Origin of the sequence: Kocuria oxytropis (assembly GCF_040981195.1) — a bacterium.
Lineage (GTDB): Bacteria > Actinomycetota > Actinomycetes > Actinomycetales > Micrococcaceae > Kocuria > Kocuria oxytropis.
The window spans coordinates 89,640-103,536 of the sequence record NZ_JAVFXA010000012.1; the positions used below are offsets into that span (position 1 = coordinate 89,640).

Consider the following 13,897-nt stretch of genomic DNA (forward strand, 5'->3'; position numbering starts at 1 on the left):
GCCTCAGCGGGCCCGGAAGCGCGCCCGCTTGTGCGAGCCGTCGCAGAACGGCTTGGTGGACGACGCCCCGCAGCGGCACAGCGCCACGGTGGCGCGGCCCGGGTCGATGGGCCGGTCGTCCCCGTCCAGCAGCTCGTAGCCGCCGCGCACCAGCAGCGGCCCGTCCGGGCACACGGTGATCGTCACCGGGTCGGCGGCGCCTCCCGCCCTCCCCGGCACTGGGTCCGGGCCCACGTCCTCGGCGCGGTGCTCGGCGCTCACCGGACGAGCTCCGCGGCACCGCGCGGGGCGGGCTGCGCCGTGGCCGGGCGCAGCGCGGACTCCCCCGCGTCCCAGCGGTCCAGGGTCCGGCGGGCGGCGAGCCCGTCCAGGTGCAAGACGCAGCGCGCGCCGAAGAAGACGTCCGCCGCGACGGCGGGGTCCTCCACCACGAGACCGCCGGCCATGTCCCGGGCCGCGATCTGCTCGTGGGCGGCGTCCGCCTCGACGTGCTCGTCGTAGAACGCGGCCGCGGCGGGCAGGCCCAGGCGCCGGAAGCCGCGCGCGAGGAACCTCGAGGGCACGGAGGACGTCATCTCGTACATCGCCAGGTGACCCACCACCGCGCCGCGCAGGCGGCGGTGCAGGCCGAACATCGTGACGGTGTTGACGCCGGCGAGCCACACGGCGGGCACCCGGTCCACGGCGCTGCCGTAGGCGTCGTCGAGGCCGGCCTCGCGCATCCCGGCGGCGAACAGGGCCGCGTGCATGCGGGCGGGGCTGCCGCCCCCGTACTCGTCGATCTGGATCTCGATCAGACCCGCCTTCGCCCGGCCGCTCAGCCGCGGGATGCCCCAGGTGTGCGGGTCGCCCTCCATGAGCTGGTAGGCGGACTTCAGCTGCAGGAACTCCCGGGCCTGCTCGCCGTCCGCGCGCCCGGAGAGGTGGCGCGCGAGGCTCGGCCCGTCGTCCTCGGCGGCCATGGCGAACAGGGCGTCGGCGACCGCCTGCGGGGTGCCGGGCACCGTGTCCGCGGGCAGCTCCGCGCGCAGCTGCGCCTCGAGCGCCCCCGAGAGGACCTCCCGGGTGCGCAGCAGCTCGGGGTCGCTCTCCCAGCGGTCGTCGACCCCGTCCACGCCCTGGTAGTGCAGGGCGTGCAGGACGAACAGGCTCAGCTGGACGTCGTCGTCCTCGAGGACCTCCTCCGCGCGGGACACGGCGGCGCGGGCGGCCGCCGGCAGCGCCGCGGCCCGGTCCTCGGCACCGGGGGTGCCCGGCTCCTCCCGGAGCACCGCGAGGAGGTCCTCGCCGAGCGGCCCTCGTGGCTGTGGCTGACGCATGTGTCGACTCCTGTCCGGACGCTGGGCGTGATCGCCCACCATCATAGTTTCCATCACCGTGCTGATCATATGGACGGCCTCCGACACCGCCCGGCAGGGCCACCGAGTACAGTGGTGGGGGCCCGGCTCCGGGCCCCCACCCCGCTGTCGAGGAGACCCGCATGAGTTCCCCCGTGCCCGGACCCACCACCGCCGACCGCCTCGGCCTGGGCTGGCGCCTCCACGGCGACGGCCGGACCGTCACCGCGGGAGAGGTCGTCAGGCCGCGGGAGCGGCTCACGTGGCCCCGCACGATCACGATCGGCGCCCAGCACGTGGTGGCCATGTTCGGCGCCACGTTCCTGGTGCCGCTGATCACCGGCTTCCCCCCGTCCACCACGCTGTTCTTCTCCGGCGTGGGCACGATCCTCTTCCTGGTGGTCACCGCGGGCCGGGTGCCGTCCTACCTCGGCTCCTCCTTCGCGTTCATCGCCCCCATCACGGCCTCGACGAACCAGTACGGCCCCGGGGGCGCCCTGGGGGGCGTCCTGATGGCCGGCGCCGCGCTGTTCCTCATCGGCCTCGTGGTCCAGTTCGCGGGCACCGCCTGGCTGCAGAAGCTCATGCCGCCCCTGGTCACGGGCACCATCGTGGCCCTCATCGGGTTCAACCTGGCGCCCTCGGCCAAGGCCAACTTCATGGAGGCCCCCGTCACCGCGCTGGTGACGCTGTCCTCCATCATCCTCATCTCGGTGCTCTTCCGCGGCCTGCCCGGCCGGCTGTCGATCCTGCTCGGCGTGCTGATCGGCTACGTGACGGCGGTGCTCCGCGGGGAGGTAGACTTCTCCGCGCTGGGCACCGTGTGGCAGGAGCAGGGGCTCTTCGGGCTGCCCCCGTTCCAGACCCCCGAGTTCCACCTGCCCCTGATGGGCCTGTTCGTCCCCGTGGTGCTGGTGCTGGTGGCCGAGAACATCGGGCACGTGAAGTCCGTGGCGCTCATGACCGGCGACGACCTCGACCCCTACATCGGGCGCGCCATCATGTCCGACGGGCTCGCCACCGTGGTCGCCGGCTCAGGCGGCGGGTCCGGGACCACCACCTACGCCGAGAACATCGGGGTCATGGCGGCCACGCGGGTCTACTCGACGGCGGCCTACTGGGTGGCCGCCGTGGTCGCGATCCTGCTGAGCGTCTTCCCGGTCTTCGGCGCCGCCGTGGCCACGGTCCCCGCCGGTGTCCTGGGCGGGGCGGCCACGGTGCTGTACGGGATGATCGGCATGCTCGGCGTGCGCATCTGGGTGCAGAACCGGGTGGACTTCTCGAACCCGGTCAACCTGACCACCGCCGCGGTGGCCATGATCGTGGGGATCGCCGACTACACGTGGGAGGCCTCCGGGCTGCAGTTCGCGGGCATCGCCCTGGGCACCGCGGCCACGCTGGTCGTCTACCACCTGATGGCGTTCCTGGCCCGCGTGCGCGGGACGGCGGGCAGCGACCCGCTCGCCCCGGACACCACCCGGCTGCCCTCGCCCCTGGGCTGAGCACGAAGACCCTACCCGTCGGTAGAGGAAATGTGCCCCTGAGCGGCCGCTTTCCGTGGTGACCCGGCTCCCGTTCCCTTAGCGTGGAGCGCGGGAAGGCCGAGCAGCCGGCCACGCACCGCGAGCTGCAGGGAGAGACCATGCACCACAGACCGTCCGTCCTCGTCCGGGTCGACCTCGACGGCCGACACGTCCGGCTCGTGGTCAGCGGGTGCGTCACCGAGCTCAACCACCGGGCCCTGTGCCCCCTGGTCCGCCGCGCCCGCGCCCTGGTGCCGGACATCGCCGTGGTCGTGGACCTCACCTCCGCCCACCACGTGGAGCCCGCCGCCGTGGACCTCCTGCGCTGGGCCGCCGAGCACGAGGACGCCGTGCGCGGCACCCCCGCCGTCGACTTCGTGCTCCCCGCGGAGCTCCCCGGTCACGGCACCGTCACCCGGCTCGCCGGGTGGACGGGCGCCCGCGACCGCCCCGGTGCCCCCGAGCCCGCGCGCCGGACGGCGGGCACCCGGGCCGCCCCGCGGGCGCGCCTCGCGGGCTGAGACGGCCCGCACCGGTCCCACCAGATGGAGGACAGCCCGTGAGCACGATCCGCCGCGCCCTGATGGCGCACCCCGCCGCCCCCGAGCTCACGCACGAGGAGCGGGCGGCCGAGGCCGAGTGCATCGAGGCGTGCCTCGACGCCGCCCAGACCTGCCGGATCGGCGCCGACGCCTGCGTGGAGGAGGACGCCGTCGCCGACCTGCGCGACTGCCTGCGCGCCGAGCAGGACTGCGCCGCGATCTGCTCGGCCACCGCCCAGGTGCTGGCCCGTCTCGGCTTCCCCGAGTCCGGGGACGGCCGGGCCGTGCTGGTGCCGCTGCTCGAGTCCTGCCGGGCCGCGGCCCGGGCCTGCCGGGACGCGTGCCGCCGGCACGACGAGCGCTACGAGCACTGCGCCCTCGCGGCCGAGGCCTGCGAGCGCTGCGAGCAGGCCTGCTCCGCCCTGCTGGCCCGGAGGAGCTGACGTGGCCGCCCCCGAGGTCCACTGGTTCGAGGAGCTCGGGATCGCGGACGTCCCCCGCGTGGGCGGCAAGAACGCCTCCCTCGGGGAGATGGTGCGGGAGCTGGCCTCCCGCGGCGTGCGCGTGCCCGGCGGCTTCGCGACCACCGCGGACGCGTACCGCTCCTTCGTGACGGCCAACGGGATCGGGCCCGCGCTGCGGGACCGGCTCGAGGAGCACCGCGCGGGCCGCGCCACGCTGCGGGAGACCGGCGCCGCCGTGCGCGAGCTGTTCCTGCGCGGGGAGTTCCCCGAGGAGACGGCCCGGCAGATCCGGCGGTCCTACCGGGAGCTCTGCGAGCGGACCGGCCGCCCCGCGCTGTCCGTGGCCGTGCGCAGCAGCGCGACCGCGGAGGACCTCCCGGACGCGAGCTTCGCCGGTCAGCAGGAGACCTTCCTGAACGTGGTCGGCGAGGAGCAGCTGCTGGCGGCGTGCCGGCGGTGCTACGCGTCCCTGTTCACGGACCGGGCGATCAGCTACCGGGAGCTCAAGCACTTCGACCACCTCGCGGTCGCCCTTTCCGTGGGGGTCCAGGAGATGGTGCGCTCGGACCTCGGCGGCTCCGGGGTGATGTTCTCCATCGACACCGAGAGCGGCTTCCCCCGCGTGGCCGTGATCAGCGCGGCGTGGGGGCTGGGCGAGACGGTCGTGCAGGGCACCGTGGACCCGGACCGGTACCTCGTGTTCAAGCCCCTGCTGGACGTGGCGGAGGTCCCGGTCGTGGAACGGACCCGGGGCGCCAAGCTGCACAAGCTCGTGCACGACGACGACGCCCCGGGCGGGGCCGCCGCCACCCGGCTCGTGCCGACCACCGCCGCGGAGCGGGAGGCGTGGGTGCTCGACGACACCGACGTCCTGCAGCTCGCCCGCTGGGCCGTGCTCGTCGAGGACCACTACGGCCGGCCCATGGACCTGGAGTGGGCCCAGGACGGGCTGACCGGCGAGCTGTTCCTGGTGCAGGCCCGGCCGGAGACCGTCCAGGCCGGGCGCAGCGGGACCCGCTTCACGGTCCACCACCTCCGGGAGCGAGGACGGGTGCTCGCGGTGGGCGCGGCGGTCGGGGACGCCGTGGCGAGCGGCCCGGCCTGCGTGGTGCGCACCGCGGCGGACATCGAGTCCTTCCGGGACGGGGCCGTGCTCGTCACCGAGATGACGGACCCGGACTGGGTCCCGGTGATGAAGCGCGCCGCCGCGATCGTCACCGACCACGGCGGAGCCACCAGCCACGCCGCGATCGTCAGCCGGGAGCTGGGCCTGCCCGCGGTGGTGGGCACCGGTGACGCCTCCCGGACGATCCCGGAGGGCATGGAGCTGACGGTCTCCTGCGCGGAGGGCGACCGGGGCACCGTCTACGAGGGCACCCTGGCCTTCGACGTGGAGGAGGTCGACCTGGGGCAGCTGCCGGGCACGCGCACCGCCGTCATGGTCAACGTGGCGAGCCCCGCCGCGGCCTTCCGCTGGTGGCGGCTGCCGGCCGACGGGGTGGGGCTGGCCCGGATGGAGTTCGTCGTGAACTCCATCGTCCAGGTCCACCCGATGGCCCTCGTGCACCCGGAGCGGGTGCAGGACGAGGCGGACCGGCGGCGGATCGCCCGGCTGACGGCGGGCTTCGCCGACGGGCAGGAGTACTTCGTGCAGACGCTGGCGCTGGGCATCGCCAAGCTCGCCGCCCCGTACCACCCCCGGCCGGTGGTCGTGCGGCTCAGCGACTTCAAGACCAACGAGTACGCCCACCTGGTGGGCGGGTCCGTCTTCGAGGAGCCCGAGGAGAACCCGATGCTCGGCTTCCGGGGCGCCTCCCGCTACTACGATCCCCGGTACCGCGAGGGCTTCGCCCTGGAGTGCCGGGCGCTGCGGCGGGTCCGCGAGCGCATCGGCTTCGACAACGTGGTGGTCATGGTCCCGTTCTGCCGCACCGTGGCGGAGGCGGACCGGGTGCTGGCCACGATGGCCGAGCACGGGCTCGAGCGCGGCCGGCACGGCCTGAAGGTCTACATGATGTGCGAGATCCCCTCCAACGTGATCCTGGCCGAGCAGTTCGCCACCCGCTTCGACGGCTTCTCCATCGGCTCCAACGACCTCACCCAGCTCGTCCTGGGCGTGGACCGGGACGCGGAGGCGCTGCGCGCGCTGTTCGACGAGCGGGACGAGGCCGTCACCCGGATGATCGGCGAGGCGATCCGCAAGGCCCACGCCGCCGGCATCCCCATCGGCATCTGCGGTCAGGGCCCCAGCGACCACCCCGACTTCGCCGAGTTCCTGGTGCGGGAGGGGATCGACTCGATCTCCCTGAACCCGGACAGCTTCCTGCGCACCGTGCGGCGGATCGCCGAGACCGAGCAGCGCCTCGCGGCCGAGGGCGGCACCGGGGACGGGGACGGGGACGGGGACGAGGGCACAATAGGCCCATGAGCCTCTCCGTGGGCGCGCGCCCCGACCTCGACGTCGATCCCGGCCGCGCGGGCCGGCTGCTGGAGTTCCCCCGGCGCTATCCGCTCGTCGCCGCGACCCTGGCCGTGGGCGTGCTCGTCCTGGGGCTGCTGGTGGCCGGGCAGCCGGGACCGGCGCAGTGGGTGGGCTCGGGCTGGGCTCTGGCCGTGGCCTCCCGGGTGGCGTGGGGCATGGTCCGGGACATCATCGCCGGGCACTGGGGCGTGGACCTGCTGGCGGTCACCGCGATCAGCTCCACCGTGGCGGTCGGCGAGTACCTGGCGGCCCTCGTGGTGGTCCTCATGCTCACCGGCGGCCAGGCGCTCGAGGACTACGCCGCGAACCGGGCCCGCAAGGAGCTCAACGCGCTGCTCGAGCGCGCCCCCGTGCTCGCCCACCGGCTGCACCCGGACGGCTCGGTCCAGGACGTCCCCGTCGAGGAGGTCCGCCCCGGGGACCGGCTGCTGGTCCGTCCCGCCGAGGTGGTCCCCGTGGACGGCGTCCTCCTCAGCGACGAGGCCGACTTCGACGAGTCCTCCATCACCGGGGAGAGCCTGCCCGTGACCCGGGGCACCGGGGCGACGGTGCTCTCGGGCGTCCTCAACGAGCAGCAGGCCGTGGTGCTGCGGGCGGCCGCCACCGCGGCGGAGTCCCAGTACGCCCAGATCGTGGCGATGGTGCGCGAGGCCGCGGAGTCCCGCGCACCGGTGGTGCGCCTGGCCGACCGGTACGCCGTGCCGTTCACGGGGTTCGCGTTCCTCGTGGCCGGGCTGGCGTGGTGGTACCACGGGGACCCGGTGGTCTTCGCGGAGGTCCTCGTGGTGGCGACCCCCTGCCCGCTGCTGATCGCCGCCCCCGTGGCGTTCCTGGGGGGCATGAGCCGGGCGGCGCGCAACGGCGTGATCATCAAGAACGCCGGGACCCTGGAAAGGCTCGCGGCCGTGCGCACGGCCGCCTTCGACAAGACCGGGACGATCACCTACGGCCGGCCCGAGCTGCTGGCCGTCCACGCCCGTCCCCCGTTCCCGGAGGACGAGCTGCTGCGCCTGACGGCGTCCGCCGAGCAGTACTCCTCGCACGTGCTCTCCGCGTCGGTGCGGGACGCGGCGCTCGCCCGGGGCCTGGAGCCGGCCCCGGCGCAGGACGCCCACGAGGAGGCCACCCACGGGGTCACCGCGACCGTCGAGGGGCACCACGTCGTGGTCGGCAAGCGCGCCCACGTGGCCCGCTCCGCCCCGGACGTGGCCGAGCAGGCGCTCGGACCGGGTGAGCTGGCCGTCTACGTCTCCGTGGACGGACGCTTCGCCGGCACCCTGGTGATGAGCGACCAGGTGCGCGAGGACGCGGCGGCCACGATGCGCCAGCTGTCCGAGCTCGGGATCCGGGAGATCCTGGTGCTCAGCGGGGACGCCCGCGCGACCGTGGAGCACGTCGCCGCGGCGCTGGGCATCACCCGGGTGCTGCCCGAGTGCCTGCCCGAGGACAAGGTCCGCACCGTGCGGGACGCCCCGGAGCGGCCGGTGCTCATGGTCGGCGACGGCGTCAACGACGCCCCCGTGCTCGCCGCCGCCGACGTCGGCGTCGCGATGGGGGCCCGCGGCGCGACCGCCGCCAGCGAGTCCGCCGACGTGGTGATCCTCACCGAGGACCTCGCCCGGACCGCGACGGCCGTGCGGATCGGCCGGCGCACCCTGCAGGTGGCGCTGCAGAGCATCTGGCTGGGCATCGCCCTGTCCGTGGTGCTGATGCTCGTGGCCGCCACCGGTTCGATCCCGGCGATCCTCGGCGCGCTCAGCCAGGAGGTCGTGGACCTCCTGGCCATCCTCAACGCCCTGCGGGCCCTGCGCGGGCCGCGCGGGGCCCGGTGACGGGCACCCCGCCCGGGTCCGCTCAGTGCCGGACCACGAGCACCGGGCAGTGGGCGTAGGAGACGCACGCGTGGGAGACCGAGCCCAGCGCCGAGCCGAGGAGTCCCCCGCGGCCGCGCCGGCCGAGCACGAGCAGCTGGGCGGTCTCGCTCTCCGCGATGAGCCGGCCCGCCGGGCGCCCGTGCGTCACCGTGGTGGTGAGCCGGCCGGGGACGTCCTCCCCGAAGACGTCGGCGACCGTGCGCGCCAGGATCCGCTCGTGGTTGGCGCGCAGCGCGTCCTCGTCCACGAGGAGCTCCGCGTCCAGCACGGTGGGGTCCCCGGCGCACGCGACGGCCTCGAGCGGGGCGTCGAGGGCCTCCGCGAGGACCGCGGCGAGCCGCAGGGCCTCCCTCGAGGACTCCGAGCCGTCGATCCCCACGAGGATCCGCTGGTCCGTCGGTGCACTCATGACCGAACCTCCTTGTCCGGGCGGGCTCCGGGGAGCCGGCCTGTCGGTGCCGCGCGGTCCGCGCCGGACGGGCCGGCGCGGGTGGTCAGTGCCGGACGACCAGCACCGGGCAGTGGGCGTGGGCGATGCACGCGTTGGAGACGGAGCCCAGGGCCGAGCCCCGCATGCCGCCGTGGCCCCGGCGGCCGAGGACCAGCATCAGGGCGTTCTCGCTCTCCTCGACCAGGCGCGCCGCGGGCCGTCCGTGGAGCAGCTCGGTGCGCACGTGCGGGGGGAGCTCCTCGCCGAGGACGTCGGCGACCGCCGCCCGGAGGACGTCCTCGGTGCCGGCCGGCGGCTTGTTCGGGTCGACGGTCTCCCAGCCCTCGTAGACGGGCGGGCCCTGCCAGAACATGACGGCGGTCAGCGGGGCGTCGAGGGCCCGCGCGATCCGGTCCGCCTGCCGGAGGGCCTCCTTCGAGGAGTCCGATCCGTCGACCCCCACGAGGATGCGCTGCTGCGATGGTGCGGCCATGGTCGAACTCCTTCGTTCCGGCGCCCGCGGTCCGTGCCCGGGGCGCGTTCCGTCCGGCAGGTTCCTGCCGGAGCGCTCAGTGCCGCACCACGAGGACGGGGCACTTGGCGTGGGAGACGAGGGCCGAGGAGACGGAGCCGAGGATCATCCCCAGCACCCCGCCGGTGCCCCGCCGGCCGACCACCAGCATCCGGGCCCCCTCGCTCTCCTCGATGAGCCGGGCCGCGGGCTGCCCGCGCAGCAGCCGGGCGGTCAGTCCTGCCGGGCGCTGGTCCCCGAACACCTCGGCGAGCGTGCTCTCGAACAGCTGCTCGCTGCCGCGGCGGAACTCCTCGGGATCCACCACGCGGTAGCTCTCGTAGAGCAGCGGGTCCTCCCAGCACATGACGGCCTCGAGCGGCGCGCCCAGGGCCTCGGCGAGCCGCACCCCCTCCCGGAGGGCGGCCTTGGACGAGCCGGACCCGTCGACTCCCACGACGATCCGGCCACCGGACGACGGCTCGTCCATGCTGTTCCCCCTTGCTCGGGGCGAGCCGGCGGGCCCGCCTGTCTGCACGATACGCCCCGGTGCGCCCGGTCACCACGGTGCCCGGCTCCCGTGACGTCCGCGACGGCGAGCGGGCGGCGCCGTCCCGGGCCCCGCCCGGCCGGCGCCCGGTCCGCTCAGCCGCGGGTCACCTGGATCTTCTTGGTGGCCGGCGGCTCCACGTGCTCGGCGACGGGCACGCGGACCTCCAGCACGCCGTCGCGGTAGGCGGCGCTGATGTCCTCGTCCCGGCACCCGGGCGGCAGCGGGAGGGTGCGGGAGAACGAGCCGTAGCGGAACTCGGTGCGGTAGCTGCCCTTGTCCTTGTGCTCGGTGCGCTCCCGGCGCTCGGCCCGGAGGTGGAGCACGTCGTCGGCCACGGTGAGCTCCACGTCCTGCTCGGGGTCGATGCCCGGCAGCTCCGCGCGGATCACCACCGTGTCGCCGTCCCGGTACTCCTCCACCCGGGGCCAGGACGTCTCCACGTCCCCCTCCAGGAGCCGCCGGAGGGGCTCGAGCATCTCCAGGCCCTCCCTGCGGATCAATCCGGCCATGACCTGACTCCTTCTCGTGGCACCCGTCCCGCGGCGTCGGCCGGCCGGCGGGGCGACGGTGCGGACCGCCTGGACCCTTCCAGCGTAGACACCGCCGCCCGGGGGCGTAAGACCCGCGGGGTCCGGGTCGCAGGATGACGGACCGGGGCTCCGCGCCCTTCGGACGGCGGGCGGCCCGTCGCCGGGGCCCCGCACGAGGCGCCCGGATCCGCGCTCGAGGCACCTGGATCCGCGCGTGCGACGGGGAGATAATCGGGGCATCCCCACGGGCCCCACCGTCCGGTGCGCGCCCCCGGGGAGCAGGAGAGATCGAGGTGTCCGCCGTGGACAACAACGTCATGAAGATCGTCTACACCTTTTTCCTGGGGGCCCTGCTGGCGCTCTTCGTGGGGCTCGGCATCCAGACCTTCTACCCGGGCCCGGAGATGCCGGAGCCGACCTCCGGGGTGGAGTTCGCGCCCCGGGAGAGCGACACCTCCACGGAGGAGCAGCGCGAGGCACTGGCGGAGAACGACCGGCAGTGGCAGCAGTGGCAGGAGGAGCAGCAGACCTACAACCGCAACGTGGCGGTCGTCGCCCTGGGCGCCTCCGTGGCGCTGCTGGGACTCAGCCTGGTGCTCGAGAAGCGCAACCGGGTGCTGACCAACGGCGTGATGCTCGGCGGCCTCTTCACCCTCATCTACGCCATCGGGCGGAGCTTCGCCTCCAGCGAGACCCGGATGACGTTCGCCGCCGTGGGCGTGGGCCTGGCCGTGGTGCTCTTCCTCGGCTACCGGCGCTTCTTCCAGGACCGTCCCGAGGGCAGCGCCCCCGGCGACGACGCCCCGGACCGGCCGCGTCAGGAGCAGACCGGGGTCTGAGCCCCGCCCGCGGCCACCGCTAGAAGCCCGTCGGCTCGGTCTCCAGCTCGGGCTCACCGGGCGGGCCCTCGTGGTGCAGCGGACGCAGGGCGGTGGTCACCGGGAACCAGAGCAGGGCGTCGTAGCGCTCCCCCAGGCGGGTGGGGACGTAGTTGCCGGCCTCCCGCCACGGGTGGTAGACCACGCCGACGGCACGGTGGCCGTACCTCCCGGAGAGCCACGGGCCGGACCGGTCGCGGCCCAGGACGAGCACCGCGGCCGCTTCCAGGGCCCGGTGCAGGAGGTCCTCGTGGCTTCCGGACCGGGCCTCCGGGAGGTCCAGGACCTCCTCGGCCGCGCCCCAGGACTCCGCCGCGACCACGGTGCCGGCCCAGGAGGCGAACCCCACGAGCACCACCTCGGGCGCGGGGTGGCGCTCGCGCAGCAGCTGGCCCACGTTGACCAGCCCGGCGTCGAACATGTCGGTGGCCCGGGCGTCCCCCACGTGGGAGTTGTGCGCCCACACCAGGCCCCTGGCACCGGGCCCGTGCCGGCGGGAGACCAGGTCCGCGGTGTCGGCCATGTGCTGGTCCCGCACGTTCCAGGACTGCCGGTCGCCCCGGACCATGGTCCGGTAGTAGCGCTCGGCGTCGACGGCGACCATGGCGTTGAGCGCGGCGTCGAACGCGGCGGGGTCCCCGGCCGTCCGGTCCATGGTGCGCCGGCGCACCGCGGCCAGGAGCGCCACGACGTCGGCCTCGCAGCTCTCGGGCACGAGCCGCGTGCGCCACGCGTAGCGGTGCGGGTCCTCGTGGAAGGGAGTGAAGCACTGCCACGCCCGCAGCGCGGCGGGCAGGGCCTCGGGCGCGCTGCGCTCGAGCCAGCCGATGATCTCCCGCAGCGAGTCCCACAGCGAGTAGACGTCCAGGCCGTAGAAGCCCACCTGCTCGTGGCCGGCACGGCGGGCGTTCACCGCCCGGAGCCGGTCGAGGAACTCGGCGACCTCCTCGTTCGCCCACATCCACGTGGGCCAGCGCTCGAAGCGTGCCAGGACGCCGCGGGCGTCGAGGTCCTGGTCCGCCTCGCCGCGCACCCACCGGTTGAGCCGCCAGCAGTCCGGCCAGTCCCCCTCGACGCCGATCCAGGTGAATCCGTGCTCCTCGATCAGCCGGAGGCTGAGCAGGGCCCGCCACCGGTAGTACTCGTGGGTGCCGTGGGACGCCTCGCCGAGGCACACGAAGCGGGCGCCGGCGCAGCGCTCCACCAGCGGGTCGAGGTCCCGGGGCGTCCCCAGCGGCCGCGCGAGGGAGCGGATCTCGGCGAGGAGCGCGTCCGTCCCGGCGGGTCCGCGGCCGCGGGTGCTCACCGGGGCGCCCCGTCGGGGTGCTCCCCCGCGGGCCCGAGGTGGCGGAGGAACCAGTCCCGCGCCAGGCCCGCGGCCTCGGCGAGCGTGCCGGGCTCCTCGAAGAGGTGCGTGGCGCCCTCCACGACCTCCAGCCGGGTGGGGCAGCGCATCGACTCCTGCGCCCACCGGTTCAGGCCCAGCACCTCCACGTCCTCGCTGCCGACGATCAGCAGGGTGGGCGCCCGGACCTCGCGCAGCCGCTCGTCCGCGAGGTCGGGGCGGCCCCCGCGGGAGACCACCGCGGCGATCGACGCACCGGGCTCGGCCGCGGCCCACAGGGCGGCCGCGGCGCCCGTGCTGGCCCCGAAGTACCCGACCGGGGACGCCGCCGATCCGGGCTGGGCCCGCAGCCACGCCGTGGCCAGGAGCAGCCGCTCGGCGAGCAGGCCGACGTCGAAGACGTTGCCGCGGTCCTGCTCCTCCCCGGGGGTGAGCAGGTCGAGCAGCAGGGTGCCGAACCCCGCCTGCTGCAGCACAGAGGCCACGTACTGGTTCCGCGGGCTGCGCCGGCTGCTGCCGCTGCCGTGGGCGAAGACCACCACCCCGGCGCCGGGCCCGGGCAGGTGCAACTGGGCCTCGAGCTGCACCTCCCCGGCCGGGATGCGCACGTCGGCGTCGACCGGGTGGCCGGGCGCGGCGTCGTCCGTCCGGGGCGGCCCGGGCAGCTCCAGCTGGTGACGGCGCCGGGCGGCGTCGAGCAGGGCCACGACCTCGTCGTCCTCCGTGGCGGCGAAGTCCCGGTAGTGGTAGCCGACGGCCGTGAAGTACGGCGGGGTCGCGAGGCAGATCACCTCGTCCGCCTCGACCACCCTGGCCAGCGCCTCCTGCGGGGCCACCGGGACGGCCAGGACCACCCGCGCGGCGCCCAGCTGCCGGGCGATCCGGCAGGCCACCCGCGCCGTGGAGCCGGTGGCGATGCCGTCGTCGACGACCAGCGCCGTGCGCCCCGTGAGGTCGGCGCGCTCCCGGCCCTCCCGGAAGCGCGCCGTCCGGGCCTCGAGCACGGCCCGCTCCCGCGACTCGATCTGCTCGAGCTGCGCGTCCGTCACCCCGAAGTACTGGAGGGTCCGCTCGTCGAGCACGCGGGCCCCCTCCTCCCCGATCGCACCCATGGCCAGTTCCGGCTGGGAGGGGACCCCCAGCTTGCGCACCACGATCACGTCCAGCGGCGCGTCGAGGATCCGGGCCACCTCGTGGGCCACCGGCACCCCGCCCCGGGGCAGCCCCAGCACCACCACGTCCTGTCCGCGCAGGGACCCCAGCCGCTTCCCCAGCTGACGTCCGGCCTCGACCCTGTTCTCGAAGACCACCACGGTCCCCACCACCTCTCCGGTGGGCACGCGGCCCACCGCCCCTCCGGTGCGCCCCGGCTCCGCCCGCGCCTTGCGGGCCGCCGTGGACGACTCCAGCGTAGGAGCCCCGTCGGGC

Annotated in this window: 14 protein-coding genes; 6 read left to right on the forward strand and 8 right to left on the reverse strand. The window is 75.1% G+C overall.

Going from position 1 to position 13,897, the window contains the following annotated elements:
* Window positions 1–3: 3 nt before the first annotated feature.
* Both QYM41_RS13065 and QYM41_RS13070 read right to left on the reverse strand, forming a co-directional pair.
* Window positions 4–261, reverse strand: coding sequence for a CDGSH iron-sulfur domain-containing protein (locus tag QYM41_RS13065; protein WP_368800200.1), 258 nt, complete (start codon window positions 259–261; stop codon window positions 4–6).
* The gene (locus tag QYM41_RS13070; RefSeq protein ID WP_368800201.1) at window positions 258–1,319 is read right to left on the reverse strand and encodes an iron-containing redox enzyme family protein; all 1,062 of its coding nucleotides are present in this window, start codon (window positions 1,317–1,319) and stop codon (window positions 258–260) included. The genes QYM41_RS13065 and QYM41_RS13070 overlap by 4 nt, the downstream gene beginning before the upstream one ends.
* Before the next feature lie 161 nt (window positions 1,320–1,480).
* Here QYM41_RS13070 and QYM41_RS13075 point away from each other — a divergent pair, with 161 nt between their 5' ends.
* The 5 genes from QYM41_RS13075 to QYM41_RS13095 all read left to right on the forward strand — a co-directional run bounded on the left by QYM41_RS13075 (window position 1,481) and on the right by QYM41_RS13095 (window position 8,180).
* Entirely contained in the window at window positions 1,481–2,839 is a 1,359-nt protein-coding gene (locus QYM41_RS13075; protein WP_368800202.1) for a uracil-xanthine permease family protein, read from the forward strand.
* A gap of 140 nt (window positions 2,840–2,979) precedes the next feature.
* Window positions 2,980–3,381, forward strand: coding sequence for a hypothetical protein (locus tag QYM41_RS13080; protein WP_368800203.1), 402 nt, complete (start codon window positions 2,980–2,982; stop codon window positions 3,379–3,381).
* Window positions 3,382–3,419: 38 nt separating this feature from the next.
* Window positions 3,420–3,845, forward strand: a complete 426-nt coding sequence (locus QYM41_RS13085) for a four-helix bundle copper-binding protein (RefSeq protein WP_368800204.1) — start codon at window positions 3,420–3,422, stop codon at window positions 3,843–3,845.
* A 1-nt stretch (window position 3,846) separates the two neighbouring features.
* The gene (gene ppsA / locus QYM41_RS13090) at window positions 3,847–6,294 is read left to right on the forward strand and encodes a phosphoenolpyruvate synthase (protein ID WP_368800205.1); all 2,448 of its coding nucleotides are present in this window, start codon (window positions 3,847–3,849) and stop codon (window positions 6,292–6,294) included.
* Window positions 6,291–8,180 carry a heavy metal translocating P-type ATPase gene (locus QYM41_RS13095; RefSeq protein WP_368800206.1) on the forward strand — a complete coding sequence of 630 codons (1,890 nt, stop codon included), beginning with the start codon at window positions 6,291–6,293 and terminating at the stop codon, window positions 8,178–8,180. The genes ppsA and QYM41_RS13095 overlap by 4 nt, the downstream gene beginning before the upstream one ends.
* Window positions 8,181–8,202: 22 nt before the next feature.
* On the opposite strand, the gene QYM41_RS13100 is transcribed toward QYM41_RS13095, so the two are convergent.
* From QYM41_RS13100 to QYM41_RS13115, 4 genes are all read right to left on the reverse strand, one after another.
* A complete protein-coding gene (locus tag QYM41_RS13100) occupies window positions 8,203–8,631 on the reverse strand; it encodes a universal stress protein (RefSeq protein WP_368800207.1) in 429 nt (142 codons plus the stop codon).
* Between the two features lie 85 nt (window positions 8,632–8,716).
* Complete coding sequence (locus QYM41_RS13105) at window positions 8,717–9,145, reverse strand: universal stress protein (RefSeq protein ID WP_368800208.1); 429 nt, start codon at window positions 9,143–9,145, stop codon at window positions 8,717–8,719.
* 76 nt (window positions 9,146–9,221) lie between these two features.
* Window positions 9,222–9,653, reverse strand: a complete 432-nt coding sequence (locus QYM41_RS13110) for a universal stress protein (protein ID WP_368800209.1) — start codon at window positions 9,651–9,653, stop codon at window positions 9,222–9,224.
* Window positions 9,654–9,808: 155 nt separating this feature from the next.
* Window positions 9,809–10,225: an Hsp20/alpha crystallin family protein gene (locus QYM41_RS13115; RefSeq protein ID WP_368800210.1), complete on the reverse strand. Its 417-nt coding sequence runs from the start codon at window positions 10,223–10,225 to the stop codon at window positions 9,809–9,811.
* Window positions 10,226–10,539: 314 nt separating this feature from the next.
* Between QYM41_RS13115 and QYM41_RS13120 the strand changes: the two genes are divergently transcribed.
* A complete protein-coding gene (locus tag QYM41_RS13120) occupies window positions 10,540–11,085 on the forward strand; it encodes a hypothetical protein (protein ID WP_368800211.1) in 546 nt (181 codons plus the stop codon).
* Window positions 11,086–11,104: 19 nt separating this feature from the next.
* On the opposite strand, the gene QYM41_RS13125 is transcribed toward QYM41_RS13120, so the two are convergent.
* The gene (locus QYM41_RS13125) at window positions 11,105–12,430 is read right to left on the reverse strand and encodes an erythromycin esterase family protein (RefSeq protein ID WP_368800212.1); all 1,326 of its coding nucleotides are present in this window, start codon (window positions 12,428–12,430) and stop codon (window positions 11,105–11,107) included.
* Entirely contained in the window at window positions 12,427–13,809 is a 1,383-nt protein-coding gene (locus QYM41_RS13130) for a phosphoribosyltransferase family protein (RefSeq protein ID WP_368800213.1), read from the reverse strand. Before QYM41_RS13130 ends, QYM41_RS13125 begins: the two co-directional genes overlap by 4 nt.
* Window positions 13,810–13,897 lie beyond the last annotated feature (88 nt).

Bases quoted from the DNA above. Each gene is read 5' to 3' on its own strand.
- QYM41_RS13100 (WP_368800207.1), bottom strand. From the start codon at position 8,631: ATGAGTGCACCGACGGACCAGCGGATCCTCGTGGGGATCGACGGCTCG.
- QYM41_RS13070 (WP_368800201.1), bottom strand. From the start codon at position 1,319: ATGCGTCAGCCACAGCCACGAGGGCCGCTCGGCGAGGACCTCCTCGCG.
- QYM41_RS13080 (WP_368800203.1), top strand. From the start codon at position 2,980: ATGCACCACAGACCGTCCGTCCTCGTCCGGGTCGACCTCGACGGCCGA.
- QYM41_RS13115 (WP_368800210.1), bottom strand. From the start codon at position 10,225: ATGGCCGGATTGATCCGCAGGGAGGGCCTGGAGATGCTCGAGCCCCTC.
- QYM41_RS13110 (WP_368800209.1), bottom strand. From the start codon at position 9,653: ATGGACGAGCCGTCGTCCGGTGGCCGGATCGTCGTGGGAGTCGACGGG.
- QYM41_RS13105 (WP_368800208.1), bottom strand. From the start codon at position 9,145: ATGGCCGCACCATCGCAGCAGCGCATCCTCGTGGGGGTCGACGGATCG.
- QYM41_RS13075 (WP_368800202.1), top strand. From the start codon at position 1,481: ATGAGTTCCCCCGTGCCCGGACCCACCACCGCCGACCGCCTCGGCCTG.
- QYM41_RS13095 (WP_368800206.1), top strand. From the start codon at position 6,291: ATGAGCCTCTCCGTGGGCGCGCGCCCCGACCTCGACGTCGATCCCGGC.